Annotated in this window: 14 protein-coding genes; 12 read left to right on the forward strand and 2 right to left on the reverse strand. The window is 34.3% G+C overall.

Annotated features, from left to right (window positions below; translation table 11 throughout):
* Positions 1-2 precede the first annotated feature (2 nt).
* The 8 genes from NLF99_RS07555 to NLF99_RS07585 all read left to right on the forward strand — a co-directional run bounded on the left by NLF99_RS07555 (position 3) and on the right by NLF99_RS07585 (position 9,751).
* Positions 3-815, forward strand: a complete 813-nt coding sequence (locus NLF99_RS07555) for a hypothetical protein (RefSeq protein WP_254527507.1) — start codon at positions 3-5, stop codon at positions 813-815.
* 21 nt (positions 816-836) lie between these two features.
* Positions 837-1,274 carry a hypothetical protein gene (locus tag NLF99_RS07560; protein WP_254527509.1) on the forward strand — a complete coding sequence of 146 codons (438 nt, stop codon included), beginning with the start codon at positions 837-839 and terminating at the stop codon, positions 1,272-1,274.
* Between the two features lie 21 nt (positions 1,275-1,295).
* Positions 1,296-3,110, forward strand: coding sequence for a DUF262 domain-containing protein (locus tag NLF99_RS07565; protein ID WP_254527511.1), 1,815 nt, complete (start codon positions 1,296-1,298; stop codon positions 3,108-3,110).
* A gap of 30 nt (positions 3,111-3,140) precedes the next feature.
* Positions 3,141-6,155, forward strand: coding sequence for a type I restriction endonuclease subunit R (locus tag NLF99_RS07570; protein WP_254527513.1), 3,015 nt, complete (start codon positions 3,141-3,143; stop codon positions 6,153-6,155).
* A 117-nt stretch (positions 6,156-6,272) separates the two neighbouring features.
* Positions 6,273-7,379, forward strand: a complete 1,107-nt coding sequence (locus NLF99_RS07575; RefSeq protein ID WP_254527520.1) for a YaaC family protein — start codon at positions 6,273-6,275, stop codon at positions 7,377-7,379.
* 24 nt (positions 7,380-7,403) lie between these two features.
* Complete coding sequence (locus NLF99_RS07580) at positions 7,404-8,297, forward strand: HNH endonuclease (RefSeq protein ID WP_254527522.1); 894 nt, start codon at positions 7,404-7,406, stop codon at positions 8,295-8,297.
* Positions 8,298-9,084: 787 nt separating this feature from the next.
* Positions 9,085-9,216, forward strand: a complete 132-nt coding sequence (locus NLF99_RS19685) for a hypothetical protein (RefSeq protein WP_302328364.1) — start codon at positions 9,085-9,087, stop codon at positions 9,214-9,216.
* Positions 9,217-9,280: 64 nt separating this feature from the next.
* The gene (locus tag NLF99_RS07585) at positions 9,281-9,751 is read left to right on the forward strand and encodes a hypothetical protein (RefSeq protein ID WP_254527524.1); all 471 of its coding nucleotides are present in this window, start codon (positions 9,281-9,283) and stop codon (positions 9,749-9,751) included.
* 167 nt (positions 9,752-9,918) lie between these two features.
* Here the strand turns inward: NLF99_RS07585 and NLF99_RS07590 are convergent, their stop codons facing one another.
* Positions 9,919-11,220 (reverse strand): esterase-like activity of phytase family protein, encoded by a 1,302-nt coding sequence (locus NLF99_RS07590; protein ID WP_254527526.1) that lies wholly within the window; start codon positions 11,218-11,220, stop codon positions 9,919-9,921.
* Between the two features lie 246 nt (positions 11,221-11,466).
* Between NLF99_RS07590 and NLF99_RS07595 the strand changes: the two genes are divergently transcribed.
* Together NLF99_RS07595 and NLF99_RS07600 are read left to right on the forward strand one after the other, a co-directional pair.
* Positions 11,467-11,622, forward strand: a complete 156-nt coding sequence (locus tag NLF99_RS07595; RefSeq protein WP_254527528.1) for a PLDc N-terminal domain-containing protein — start codon at positions 11,467-11,469, stop codon at positions 11,620-11,622.
* 137 nt (positions 11,623-11,759) lie between these two features.
* Positions 11,760-12,158, forward strand: coding sequence for a hypothetical protein (locus NLF99_RS07600; protein ID WP_254527530.1), 399 nt, complete (start codon positions 11,760-11,762; stop codon positions 12,156-12,158).
* A gap of 47 nt (positions 12,159-12,205) precedes the next feature.
* On the opposite strand, the gene NLF99_RS07605 is transcribed toward NLF99_RS07600, so the two are convergent.
* Complete coding sequence (locus NLF99_RS07605; RefSeq protein ID WP_185212499.1) at positions 12,206-12,661, reverse strand: hypothetical protein; 456 nt, start codon at positions 12,659-12,661, stop codon at positions 12,206-12,208.
* A gap of 419 nt (positions 12,662-13,080) precedes the next feature.
* Here NLF99_RS07605 and NLF99_RS07610 point away from each other — a divergent pair, with 419 nt between their 5' ends.
* A complete protein-coding gene (locus NLF99_RS07610) occupies positions 13,081-13,542 on the forward strand; it encodes a MaoC family dehydratase (protein ID WP_254527532.1) in 462 nt (153 codons plus the stop codon).
* A gap of 19 nt (positions 13,543-13,561) precedes the next feature.
* The gene (locus NLF99_RS07615) at positions 13,562-14,566 is read left to right on the forward strand and encodes a ligase-associated DNA damage response exonuclease (protein WP_254527533.1); all 1,005 of its coding nucleotides are present in this window, start codon (positions 13,562-13,564) and stop codon (positions 14,564-14,566) included.
* Position 14,567: the final 1 nt, after the last annotated feature.

Below are 14,567 nucleotides of genomic sequence, written 5' to 3' on the forward strand. Positions count from 1 at the left end.
TTATGAATTTAAATATGAAAGGAAAATCTGAATTTTCAGTAACAGAAGCTGCGCAAATAGAAATGCTGATTGAGCAAAAACTAAGAGCTACTAGCAACGAGCAAAAAAAAATACGCAATAAAATAAGAGCCTTAGGCTTTTATGCAACGGACTGGGGAATTGGAAGTGGGTATACAGTTGCTGATTTTCGTCGAGTAGTTAAGGTTTTAGGAAATGATGATAAATCTTTCTTTCAGCCACCTATTTCAAAATCAATAGTGTCTCAAACTAAATCTGAGGATATAACAAATAATATTTATGATACGATCAATCTAAATCACAATAAACCTATAATACCACAATTGAATGAATTGGGTTTTAAAGGCTTTGTTACTATTGAGGCTATCAAGAATACTAGTTACCAAACTCTTCCTAAAGTGAGAGGAGTATATATTATTCTTTATTCTACAGAATTACCAGAGTTTATTTCAATAGGTTCAGGCGGAGCATTCAAGGGTAGAAATCCAAACGTTCCTATAGATGATTTGCAATCCAATTGGGTAAACAACTCCCCTATACTATATATAGGTAAGGCTGGTAGCGAAACAGGCACTGCGACAATACATTCAAGACTTAAGCAGTATTTCCAATTTGGAGAAGGAAAACCAGTTGGTCATTGGGGTGGCAGGTACATTTGGCAGCTTGCTAATGCTGATAATTTAATTATTTGTTGGCTTGAATTACCAAATGGAATTCCTGCAAAAATAGAAACTGCATTAATCAAAGAATTCAGTCATTATTATGGTCAACGACCATTTGCCAATTTGAAGGATTAATAATTACACAGATTTTAAATTATGACAGAACCAAGTCTAGAAAATATTTTTGACTCGCTACCATTCAATTTTAAGACGCCGATGCGTTTGAGTTATGTATTTACAGATTGTTTCGAAGTAGAACGATCTAAATATTTGAGCCAATTCCTTTCTGTACAAACAGGAATTGTACCTGCTCCATCTTTTGTAAGTCCGAGGGAATTATTTGAGTTTTTAAAAGCCCATCATCAAATGTCATTGTATTTTGAAGATGAAATCTTATACAAGCGTATAGAGTATATTCGTTTGTTGGAGGGTGCGATTTGTGCAAATGACTTAGGAAAGCCATGGTCTGTATGTTATAATGAAGATAGTTTCGAGTTTAAAGGCAAAATATTAATAGCGAGTAAACTTAGTAAAGAAGAATTAAAGAATAGTGAAAAATTACACTATATATTGAGAGATAGTATAGTGATTTAAGATAATAACCAATTATAAATAATGGAAGTTAAAGCAGAAGTAAAAAGTATTAGTCGACTGAAGGACTATTTCTTCATTGTACCTGACTATCAACGTGAGTATGTTTGGAAAGCGGACAATCAAGTAGAGCAATTTTTAATAGATATAGAGAATGAATACGAACCCTTCTCTTCTCATCCTAGTAGCTATTTTATAGGCTCGATTATTATAGTAGAGAATAAGGGGAAATACGATGTAATAGACGGTCAACAGCGTTTAACGACAATTATGTTGTCTCTTTGTGCATTTCGTGATTTGTTACACACTATAGATTTAGATAGCAAACAAAAAAAATACTTAAAAAATGTAGAAGAATTACTTACTGATTTTGATTTAGAATCAGATAGAGAACAATTACGTTTGGAATTGCAATATGAAGAAAGTAGTGGTTTTTTAGGAAAATTAATCAATAATGAAGACTATACTGATGTTTACACATCTTCTGTTGAACGTATGCAAGAAGCGTACTTGAAGGTAAAAAGCTCATTTAGCCAAATCCTTGATGAAGGAACAGATAATCTATTAGATTATGTGAAATACTTTTTGACAAGAGTAGAGTTAGTTATCATAGAGTCAGAAAATTTAAGTAGTGCACTTAAAATATTTGAAACAATAAATCAGCGAGGGGCGGGATTAAATGCAATGGATTTAGTGAAGAATTTACTCTTTGCTAAAGCTAATGAGGCTGATTTTCAAAAGATAAAACATATATGGAAAGAAATCATGTTAAATCTGCAGCAGTGTAGAGAAGACTCATCTCCATTACGTTTTTTAAGATATTTTGTCATAGCTAGATATCATAATGGTATTATTCGTGAAGATGAATTATATAGATGGTTCATCTCAAAAGAAGGTGTAGAGGCACTTAATTACGAAAAGAATCCATTAGGTCTCGCCAAAGAGCTGAAAGCAATGTCAAAGCGATATTCTGATTTAGTAATAGCTACTGAACTCGTTAAAGATGGCGGTCAATTCCCTAATGTCACTAGCATTGGCTATGTAAATAAATATAGATCCAGACAGCATTTAATATTATTGTTGGCACTAAGTGAACAAGCCGAAAATGCATGTATCGAATACTTGGCAAAACAACTAGAAAGTTTATTCTTCTATTCAATCACGCTTAATATTCAAGCAAAGGCAAACGAAACGAATTTTACGAAGTGGGCTGTAAAATTACGTGGTAAAAAAACAGTTGACGAAATTATACCATTAGTTGACGAAGAATTTATTCCTTATTTGACAGAAAGGTTAGCAGAATTTAAAAATAGATTTAGAACCATTTCTCATTTACACTATAGTCCATTATACAGAGAACGATATATTTTAGGAAAGCTTGAAAATACAATTCGTGACAAATGTAATTTACCATTGCAAGGAAATGATTATATTAATAGTCTTCAAATAGAACATATTTACCCGCAAACCCCTAAGAATGAAATAATTCCAAATGAATTTACTGACCTGCAAGATTATAAATATTTTACATATCGTCTAGGAAACACAACTTTATTAGAAGGTATGATTAACCAAGCTGTAAACAATTTTAATGATTTAGATTCAGATTGGTATGAGAAAAAGAAATCTGAATATGCAAAATCGGATCTTATATCAACAAAATTATTGGATAATAAATACTCAGTAGGAGTTCATACAGCATTAAATAGATTCAAGTCTGAAATAAATTTTGAATTTGATTATTGGAATAAAGAAAGTATAGATAAAAAGCAAAACATTATGCTTGATTTAGCTTTCGAAACCTGGAAGATAAACGGAAAGAATATTAATAAGATTTAATTTTTTTTATCATATACTTATTGATTAGTCATGACCTCAAAATACAACGAACAAGCATTAGAATCATCAATAGAAAAACATCTAACAGGCTATACGGTAGAAGAGCTGAAAGAGAGGTCTTTGTCGGTAAATTCTTTTTATGAATCTGAAGGAAGCTACCTGACTGGCAAAAACTATTATATCGGGTCCCCTTTAGATTTTGATAAGCGATATGCACTTGATACTAAACGTTTTTGGGATTTCTTGGAAAAGACCCAAGCAAAGGAATTGGCTAAGTTAAAGGTGAGTAGTGATTGGAAACTGAAAATTCTGGAGCGTTTTGACCGTAAGGTAAAAAAAGATGGAGTACTAAAGCTACTGAAGAAAGGATTGGAAGTTGATAATGCCTATTTCAATTTATTTTATGAAGCGCCAAGTGCAAGTTCAGCACAATCCATTCGAGAGAATTTTGAAGTCAATCAATTTTCTATAACAAGGCAGGTTCATTATTCATCTGTTAACCCAGGAGAAGAAATAGACATGGTGTTATTTGTGAATGGCATCCCTTTATGTACTATTGAGTTAAAAAATGAATGGACAGGTCAAACAGCTGCTGTTCAAGGTATCAATCAATATAAGTTTGCTCGGGACCCTTCACAGCCATTGCTGCAATTTGGTCGTTGTTTAGTTCACTTCGCTGTGGATACAGATGAGGTATTTATGACCACGAAATTGCAGGGTAAGGAAACATTCTTTTTACCTTTCAACAAGGGAAATAATTATGGAAAGGGAAATCCTGTCAATCCAAATGGACATAAAACGGCATATCTTTGGGAAGAGATTTTTAACAGGGAGCAGTTAGCACAGATTATACAGCACTATATGCTGTTAGAAGGCAAAGACAAAGACCCATTAACAAAGAAATATTATATATTCCCCCGATACCACCAATTGGATGTCGTTAGAAAACTTATTTCCGATGTACACGAAAAAGGTATTGGAGAAACATATTTAATTCAGCACTCGGCAGGATCTGGAAAATCCAATTCAATTACATGGTCAGCTTTCCAACTGATTGAGGTGGAAAATAACGAAGGAAGGCCGATGTTTGATTCAGTGATTGTTGTCACGGATAGGAGAATTTTGGACAGGCAATTGCGAGAAAATATTAGATCCTTTTCTGATGTCAAAAATATTGTAGCACCTGCCTTTTCCTCCACAGATCTGAAACGGTCTTTGGAGTCTGGAAAGCGAATTATTATCACGACTATCCAGAAGTTTCCTCATATTTTGGATGGCATTGACACTATGAATGATAAACGATTTGCTATTATTATTGACGAAGCACATAGTAGTCAAGGTGGATCAGCCTCAGATAAGATGAATCAAGTTTTGGGTGCGATAGAATCAAATGAAGAAGGTGAAGTAGATGCCCAGGACCTAATAGTTCGAGCCATGCAAGCTCGAAAAATGCGTAAAAACGCATCTTATTTTGCTTTTACTGCAACCCCCAAAAATTCTACTTTGGAGCGTTTTGGAACTAAACAACCTGATGATACATTTAAACCTTTTCATTTATATTCGATGAAGCAGGCAATTGAGGAAGGTTTTATTTTAGATGTTATTTCCAATTACACAACCTACAAAAGCTACTATCAGCTGCATAAATCGATTGAAGATAATCCAGAGTTCAATACAAAGAAAGCTCAACGTAGATTGAAAGGTTTTGTTGAAAAAGATCCGCGAACTATCAAGGCCAAAGCACAGATCATAATAGACCATTTCATGGAAAAAGTCTTTTATAAAAAAACTCTGCATAACAAGGCTAAAGCTATGGTCGTAACACAAAGTATTGAATCGGCTATTCGATATTATAAAACACTTAAGGAATTGAATGCACAGAAGGGTTCTCCAATTAAGATTATTATCGCTTTTTCGGGAGCTAAAACTGTAGACGGTATAGAATATACCGAGGCTATAATGAATGGTTTTCCAGAATCTGACACCAAAGACGAATTTGACAAGGACGAATATCGTATTCTGGTTGTTGCTAATAAATATTTAACAGGCTTTGACCAACCTAAGTTGACAACCATGTATGTTGACAAGAAATTGCAGGGTGTACTCTGTGTGCAGGCTTTGTCACGGTTGAACCGATCTGCACCAAAACTAGGTAAGAAAACTGAAAATCTATTTGTATTAGATTTCTTTAATGATAGTTCAGACATTAAATCCTCATTTGATCCATTCTATACTTCTACAACCTTGAGTTCAGAAACGGATGTCAATGTTTTGCATGATCTCAAAGATGCATTAGATGAAACGAGTATATATGAATGGGGTGAAGTGGAAGATTTCAATACAAAGTTCTTCAAGAGTGTTCCTGCAGATCAGTTAAGTCCAATTATAGATACTGCGGCTCAACGTTTTAATAAGGTTTTAGAACTAAATGAGGAAGAAAAGGCAGACATTAAAATTAAAGCTAAACATTTTGTAAAGGTGTATGGTCAATTGGCGGCCATTATCTCATTTGAGAATATGAATTGGGAGAAACTTTTCTGGTTTCTAAAGTTCTTGATTCCAAAGATGCAAGTGAAGCAACGCGAAGAAGATCTTTTGGATGAGTTACTGGAGTCTGTAGACTTATCTACTTATGGAATTGAACGTGTACGATTAAACGAAAAATTAAGTCTGGATGATTCCGAATCGGAGTTAGATCCAACTAATTCGAATCCTAGAGGAGCACATGGAACAGATGATAAGTCTGAGCTGGATAGTATCATTCGAGAATTTAATGAACGCTGGTTTGCAAATTGGGATGCTACACCTGATGATAAGCGTTTGTTCTTTCAGACTTTTGTGGAGAAAATTCAGCAGCATCCTGATTATGAATCAAAGTATTTGAATAACCAAGATAACTATACACGTGATATTGCTTATAATAAGATTTTAGATCAGGTTGCCTTGCAAATGCGTAAAGTACAGTTGGACTTTGCGAAGCAATGGCTAGATAATCATTTTAAACAGGATTTTAAATTGAGTACACAAAGAGCAATAGGGAGGTAAATTTATTTTAATGAGAATATTTCTTGAACAGATTAAATTATACACTATTTCAATAAACTTATTGATGCAATAAAATTAACTTATTCCTTTATATGATTTACAATTAATAAATAAATTATGAAATTAGAAGAAATTGGGGAGATGGCACTAAGAGATTATAGACCTGTAAAATACTTTCCATTTAATAATGAAGCAGGTTCGGCTTTTATTCTTACATCTGAGCCCTTTAATTATTTAGAAGCATTTTTATCTAGTGAACTATCATCTGTAAAAAGAGATGCAAAAAAAAGAAAAGAAAATTTACGAAAGTCTATTTACTTCACAAAGCTCTCACAAGATTTTTATAATTCATCACTGACTGCAGCAATGCCTTCTAAAGGGACATTATTATATTATTCATTTATTAATTTGGTAAAGGTCTATTTAATACAAAATGGTTATGACCTAGAGAAAAAGGTTGAACATCATGGATTAAGTTTACCTCCGAATAGTAAAGAGACATTGAAGTTGGCAAGTTTAAATGGTTCAGGTATTTCTATTTTCCATGAATTTGCAAAGACTTTAGATTGGGAAATAAGCAACAAAGACGGAGTAGATATAACTTTTAGTGATTTATTAAGAGATTTACCAGAAATTCATGAAATTTCCTATGCATTAGGTTTATTTCCAGGAACTAAGAGAAAATTTTTACCAGTAGATATTCAAATTCGTACAGATAGAACTCGGAAAAAAATTTATTTGACTTTATCTTATGAAAAAAAATTTGATAAATTGATGAATACTACAAAGTTATACAAAGGTAAATTCAATGACCTATTTGAAAAACTAGATATAATAGATGATAACCGTTGTCATCACTTTAAATCAAAGTTAGTTCTAAAATACACTTACAATTCATCCAGGAGTTGGAAAATTTGCTATCCTAAGCTTCTTAAGAATATCAAGGAGTTAGGAATTTTCCCAATGATTACGAGATCTGGATATAGGTTTTATTTGGACTTAGAAAATTCTAGGCTGCATAGACTAAATAGTATTTTAGGTTTTGCATTTTATTTAGGAACTGTAGCAAGGTACCGCCCAACATTAAATGAGGAAATCTTAAAGGGAGAGTACCAAGCAGCAATTAATGAAGCAATTGTCTCATGCCCCAATCAGTTTTTTTACATATTAGTTAGTTACATAACCAAACAAGTTTGTGCTATTCCAATGGCTAAAATAAATTAATATAGAAACTATTTCGGTTTTTAAATGATTAGAGATTTCATTAGTGATTATTTGAGTGTATTTGAAAAGAAAGATACTATTTCATGTCCTATTTGTAATGAAGAATTTAGTATTGAAAATCCATCTAATGTCCCTCAAGGATTAACTAAGGAGCATGTCCCTCCTCATTCATTAGGGGGACAAATAAGATGTTATACTTGTGTTGATTGTAATAATAGAACTGGCTCAAGCATTGATTATGAACTATACAAGGGTATAAAATTCAATAGAAAAACTTTTTTCCAGAATCTAAATAATCAAAAATTTAGGGTACATAACGGAAATAATGAAGTTTTTCAAGGGACAGCTACTTCTAATAAAGATGGTACTCTCCAATTGACCCACAGTAACAAAAATAATCATAAGGATAAATTGAAATTATTTGTAAATAACCATATTAATCCAGGAAATTTACTTTATTTAAAACCCATAGTTCCAAAAATAGATATTCATTTATTTAGAGTTGGTTTATTAAAATCTGCGTACTTATTATTATTTAGTAAAATAGGTTATAGACTGCTGAAACAAAATAACTTCAATATAATTCGAGATCAAATTATGAATCCGGCACTCAAATTATATTATGATGAAGCTTATATGTTTGATGTTTTCAACAAAGAACAAAGAGGAATTTATTATTGTAATTTAGAAGGCCAAACAGCTGTAATTGTTGTTATGAATTTGTTCTTGGGAAAAGAAGTGTTTACTTTTGGTGTTTTTTTCCCTGACCCTGACTCTAATCAAATTTTATTAAATTTCATCTCACACAAAATTGCTTTATTAAATTTCAAGCTATCATTAGAAAAAAGTGCCTTTTTGAATTCAATTTCTATAAAAAAGCTATGTGATCGTTTAACATTAAAGTTCACTAAACTATAAAATACAACCTTGAGCAATAGATTCTTAACTATATGTCATAAACAAATATCATTAACAAACTTAAAAATACTTCTAAGCGACCTTAATTTTATTAGATTGAAATTAAAATCCAAAGAATCAATACTTGAAAATTTAGAAATGGAATATTGATTAAGAAAAATACTAACACATCTATCCTTGCTCCTAATTTAATCCTCAAAAAATCATCCTAAATCCATTACATCAGTTATATTCTTAACAATTATTGTGAACTTGCCTTTATAGATAATTTTTCAGAAAATACTATATCCGTAATATCATTAATAGATTAATGTAAATCTATTAATAGTTAAAAATATTTAACAGTTAAAAAAGCCTAACTGGATAATTTGGCACTTATAAGATAATTTTTAAATTTAGTAAAAGCTTAGATCATCTACTGCATTTACTCATATTTTGATACGGCCTCATATATTTTATAATATCACAGACTCCTTATTATTTCATTTTAATGAAATGCAATCTATTCCTATCCACGCTTTTGGTACTTGGAAGGATTTTCTGGACAAAGCCACTATTCCCATTATCGACAATTCCAAAACCATCCTAAATAGAAACCACTAGAATATTTCCTTTTAACATAGTAGTCCTTCCGCCTTATCGTGTTGATAAGGTCCAGGTAGATTATCATTTACTTATTAATATCGAAAGAAGTTCCTATCATTAATATATTTGTAATTATTTCCTCCAAATAAAGTAGGCACAAAAACACCTTCAAATATTCAATATTTCTTAATAACTTAAGGCTATGAATAGAGCAATTGAAATATTAATTGAGAACAGAAAGTTAGTTGTAGCAATATTAATCCTATTATCAGCTTTTGCTATTTATAGATTTGGTTTTATCGTTGGTGAGTTTATTTCGCTTATCACAAAATAAACCTATTCTTTTTGAGGGGCTTTGTATAAAGGATTCATTGATAAATAGCTTGTAATTATTATTGATGTATAAACCAATCCGATACTCAAAATGTGATCATGAAGACACTAGCTATAATTTTTCTTTTTTACTCTGTTCAAAATCTTATGGACAGATTGACTCAAGTTTAATCTACAAGAAAGCAGAACACATAATTAAGTTGATTGAAAACAAGAATATTGACTCCTTAATCAGTAATAGTACTGATTCAATTAGATGCATTCTATGTAATGAGGCTGGAATAAAAAACTACATAGATTCTAAAATATTCTTTACAGAAAGGGTTCAGGAAATATTTACTCCAACATTAATTTCTAAATTAAAGTCAGCTCCTAAGTCCATAGTCAGGCAAAGCGAACCTTATCTTTCGTATATAGTATACTATAAGATAATTGCTAAAGATGAAATTACTCCTGGTCATGAAGGCGTTGATTTTGGTATTTGGCTTAGGTCTGATGATCTTTTAAAATTTACTGCCCTTGATAAGGTACCTTAAATTCATATTTGACACAAAGCATTCTTGATTGAGGGTTCAGGGTAATAACAATTACTAGAAAAATCTTAGAACAAACCCAGTTTCCTTAATCCAACAAAAATAAAAAAGCGGTATCAATTCATATTTGATACGGCCTCATTTATATTATAAAAATACAGTACTCCTTCTTATTTCATTTTAATGAAATACAATCTATTCCTATCTACGCTTTTGGTACTTGGAAGGATTTTCTGGGCAAAGCCACTATTTCCATTATCGACAACTCCAAAATCATCATCATTAGAAACCACCAGAATATTTCCTTTTAACATAGTAAGACCTTCCGCCTTATCGTGTGGATAGACCTCTGGTAGATCCTTTAATAAATCAATGGCTAGAGTCTTTGTAACTGGGGTAATACCAGCAGCAGCCAGTCCAGCTTGGTCCTTTAGTTCTTCAACAGTTTTTCCTTTAAACAATTTCCCTGAAGCAGCATTTGAGGCATCAGAGATATCAGTCGCTTTGCTGATGTCGATTTTGAATACCTTTTTGAATTGTGCAGGTTTTGCAGGATCAGCACCATAGAGACCGTCTCTTTCCAAGGCTAGGAAAGTCGTATTACTCAGGGCCAATATTTCACTTACACCGGTAAGTGAGGGGTTGTCCATCAGATAAGCGTATTGTTTTGTAGCTCCGGATGCGATGTCAAAGGTCAGGATACGAATGATCACTGAACCTGATATGGCAGCCGAACTGGGATTGTACATCGGGGATTGCATAATACCGACCAAGGTCTTGCCATCTGGGGTAATCGTCAAGCCTTCCATCCCTCTATTGGCCCTGCGATTAGCAAAGACAGCAGGAATTTTACGGCCACCGAAGCCAGTTCCAAAAGGGTTGATACGTTCAATGGTCTTTCCAGTGATATCGGCATGAACGATATGTGGACCATATTCATCCGAGATCCAGAACGTGCCGTCCGCGGCGATAACCAAACCTTCAGAGTCGATACCGTCTGCCGATGCTGCCAATTGCTGTCCATTCAGATCATAAGGAATTTCGCCCGTTGACCCCATTCCCTTTGGATTCGGTAAGCCATTTAACTTGGCACCTTTTTCATTCTTCAATTCGATTACTTGCTCCAGGACTAATTTCCCTTCCTTCAACCTGAATTTTCCAATCTGTGGAGCGAAGTCCGACTTTCCAATGATAATAGCGTTCTTAGCCTGTCCAGCTACATTGGCTCCTCGATCTGTCATCATATAAAATACTTCCGGATCATTCGGGTCTGCCACTATAGCGGAACCAAAACCACCATTATAGACTTTTACGCCATCTTTGGTCGTCATCAGTACATTGGGAGTTTCTACTTCCGCCATAGCAGGATAGTCTACAACTTTGGACTGGTTGTGATCTTGATCTTTTTCGCAAGAAGTTAGTGCTGCAATAAAGGTTAAAGCAGTCGCTAGTGTGTGAATTTGTTTTATCATTAATATAGCTTAATAAATTGGCACAAATAAAGATGTTGAATATGAAACAGATGTTAAGCAATGGTGAAATTATTATCATTGCTAGAAATATACCTTCTTAGATATATCATAATAGTCTCCCTCCCTATTTTGATTCCCCAACAATTCTTTCTAAATTCATGATAACAACATCAATCACCATAATTATCAATCATTATGAACTTACTTTTCTTAGGCAGTTTAATAGCTAGTGCGATTTGGATAATTATGTTATTTATTACAGTCTTTTCCATCTACCATATCGTCACGAACCGAGAACTATCCAGTGGCCAAAGAGTGGTCTGGATATTGGTTGTATTGGTTTTTAATGTGATTGGTTCAATTATCTACTTAGCCTTGAATAATTCCAAAAAAGCAGCATAGCCTATATTTAGCTTAACATTTCCGATTTCCTTTATTTTCTTTGGTATATCCCCTATTTTACCATTTACCGGATCCACAGATTTTTATCTTTGGCAGGGAAATTGTTTCGTGTCAAGAAATCACACAATCTACTTAATATGAAAAAGCAATTACACTTTATGCTATTTATTGCATTGGGTCTTATTGGAACAACGTCTTGTAGCAAAGACAGTAATTTGAAGCCTATTGATGCTGTGGGGAGTTACCAGGGAGATTTGAGCATTCATCTTTCTAACGGCAAGTTCACCAGTTATGACAATAGCATCGTAACGGTTACTCAAGCGGGTGAAGACCAGTTAAAATTCACGACAAATGCAGCTTCGGGAAGTGTTTCGGAAACTTTTGATGTCTATGAGCAGAACGGTACGATGAGCAATGATGACGATGATCCAAAGGGAGTATTCGTATATATCAAAGACGAAAACTCATTATCGGTTTCTACGCTTGGAAGTAAAGCAACTAAGCAGATCCTAATTACCGGTAAAAAAATCAATTAAAATCAATAAAGCCTAATTTTTCGGATTAGGCTTTATTCGAAATATTATCATGGTCTTCCTTTTCCCCGCCTATCATTCATATACAAACAGTACATATTCCAGGTAGGTGAATAATTTTCTTCTAGATACCATTCCAAACGGGACTTAGTAATGGTTTGGTTATTAAAGTGACTTCCATATAGCGACATGGTTTGATCAGATTCTTGACTCAGCCAGTTTACTAAATCAGTATCTGATTCGCAGCTTGCCAGCATTGGTTCTGGTCCATAACCATCATTTACTACGCCTAGCATAAATTGTTGGTTGATAAAATACAGTCCCAGTCCGCAATAATCACGATGGGAAAAATATAGGCCTGTATCCTCTCCTGGATTTTGCATCAGCTTTTTGCAGACTTTGCTCGCCAGGTCCGGGCCATATGGTTCAGCATCTAAACCTTGGTAGATTTCCAATCCAGATTTATCTAAGCTGTCTAACTCTATTTTTGGAATGTATAATTGCATGAAATCTGTGATAAATTAATGCCTGAAAAAAGAATTTTACATAAATTAAGTAAATTTTGTAACGATTACCGAATTAGGATAACCAATTATTAAAACGGATTATGAAAAATAAAAAAATCATACTAGGATTTGCAGCTTTGATTGCTGTATTGATGGTCTATAAGATTGCAGAAGCTGTAGGTAAGTTTGTCTATTACATTACGCATTGATAAAGGAAATACGCTTTATCAAATAACCATATGCAATTCATATTTCATTTAGGGAAACCTAGGCTCCAGTGCAAACATATGGAGCTATCAATTGTTAGAAATAAGGGTAATTAAACCCTACAGACTGAGCTGATTGGGATTTTCATGGATTAAAAACCTTTAATTAATCAAAAAAAATCACTAGCTTATTTTTATATACTAATAATACCTATGGTAATCATCAATAATTACGAAGAGTACAAAACTTATGAAGGGAAAGAATTAGGTCTTTCTGAATGGCATTTAATTGACCAAAAACAGATCAATTTATTTGCTGATGCTACATTGGACCATCAATGGATACATGTAGATGAGGAAAAATCGAAGAATGAAGGCCCATTTGGAACCACCATTGCACATGGCTACCTGACCCTATCCCTTATCCCCCATTTATGGAAGCAGATTGCGGATGTCAGGAATGTGAAGATGGAAATCAACTACGGTATTGAAAACCTTAAATTCGGGCAAGCAGTAAAAGTGAATACCCGTGTTCGATTGCATGCTCTGGTGAAATCTATCAACAACCTGCGTGGTACGGTAAAAGCGACCATTCAAGCTAAACTCATGAGTGAGGAGTCTGACAAACCTGTCTATGTAGGTGATGTAATCTTTCTGTACAGTTTTAAAGACTAAAACCTAAAGCCTTGGGCCTATGTTGGAATTTCGGAGAGAAGGGATATATTGTGCTCAAGGAAACTTCTATATTGATCCTTGGTTGCCGGTGGATTATGCCATTATTACGCATGCACACGCAGACCATGCCCGGATAGGTATGAAGCGGTATCTATGCCATGAACTGACGGCTCCGATACTCAAACTGCGGCTAGGACAGGATATTAAGGTTCAGACACTGGATTACAACCAAGCTATCGAAATCAATTCGGTAAGGGTTTCCCTGCACCCTGCAGGGCATTTAATTGGTTCGGCACAGGTTCGATTGGAATTTCAGGGGAAAGTAACGGTTGTCTCCGGGGACTATAAAATCCAGGATGATGGCCTCTCCACTCCTTTTGAACCGATCCGTTGCCATGAGTTCATTTCTGAAAGCACCTTTGGTCTGCCCATCTACAATTGGCTACCGGTTGACGAAATCAACCAAAACCTTGGGGAATGGGTGGCCAATAATAAACGAAATGGAAATAATTCGATAATCATCGGCTATGCCTTAGGAAAGGCTCAACGTATCATGAAGGCGTTGGAAGGTTTTGATGACCTATATGTGCATTATGCCATTTCCAGGATCAATGCAGCTTTTACCGAAAGTGGCATTTCCTTACCTGCCTATAAAACTATTGATTTCAATGATCGCCCAAAGGACATGAAAGGCGAAATTATCATTGTACCTCCTTCCCTATTTGGTTCCAATATCTTGAAGAATATTCCCAATGCACAAACGGCAATCTGTTCTGGATGGATGCAGGTTCGCGGTGCCCGGCGATGGCGCAGTGCTGATGCGGGATTTGCCATCAGTGACCATGCCGATTGGCCAGGCCTATTGACTGCGGTGCGTGAAACAGCTGCGGAAAAGGTATATGTTACGCACGGTTTTAAAGCAGAATTTTCGAGGTACCTCAATGAAATAGGCATTGAAGCTGAGGAAATTACAACTGCTTTTGGCAGCGAAGAAGAAACTGATGAACAGCTAATCAAGGAATAAG

This window comes from Sphingobacterium sp. LZ11T8 (assembly GCF_024261425.1).
In the GTDB taxonomy this organism is placed as follows: Bacteria; Bacteroidota; Bacteroidia; order Sphingobacteriales; family Sphingobacteriaceae; genus Sphingobacterium.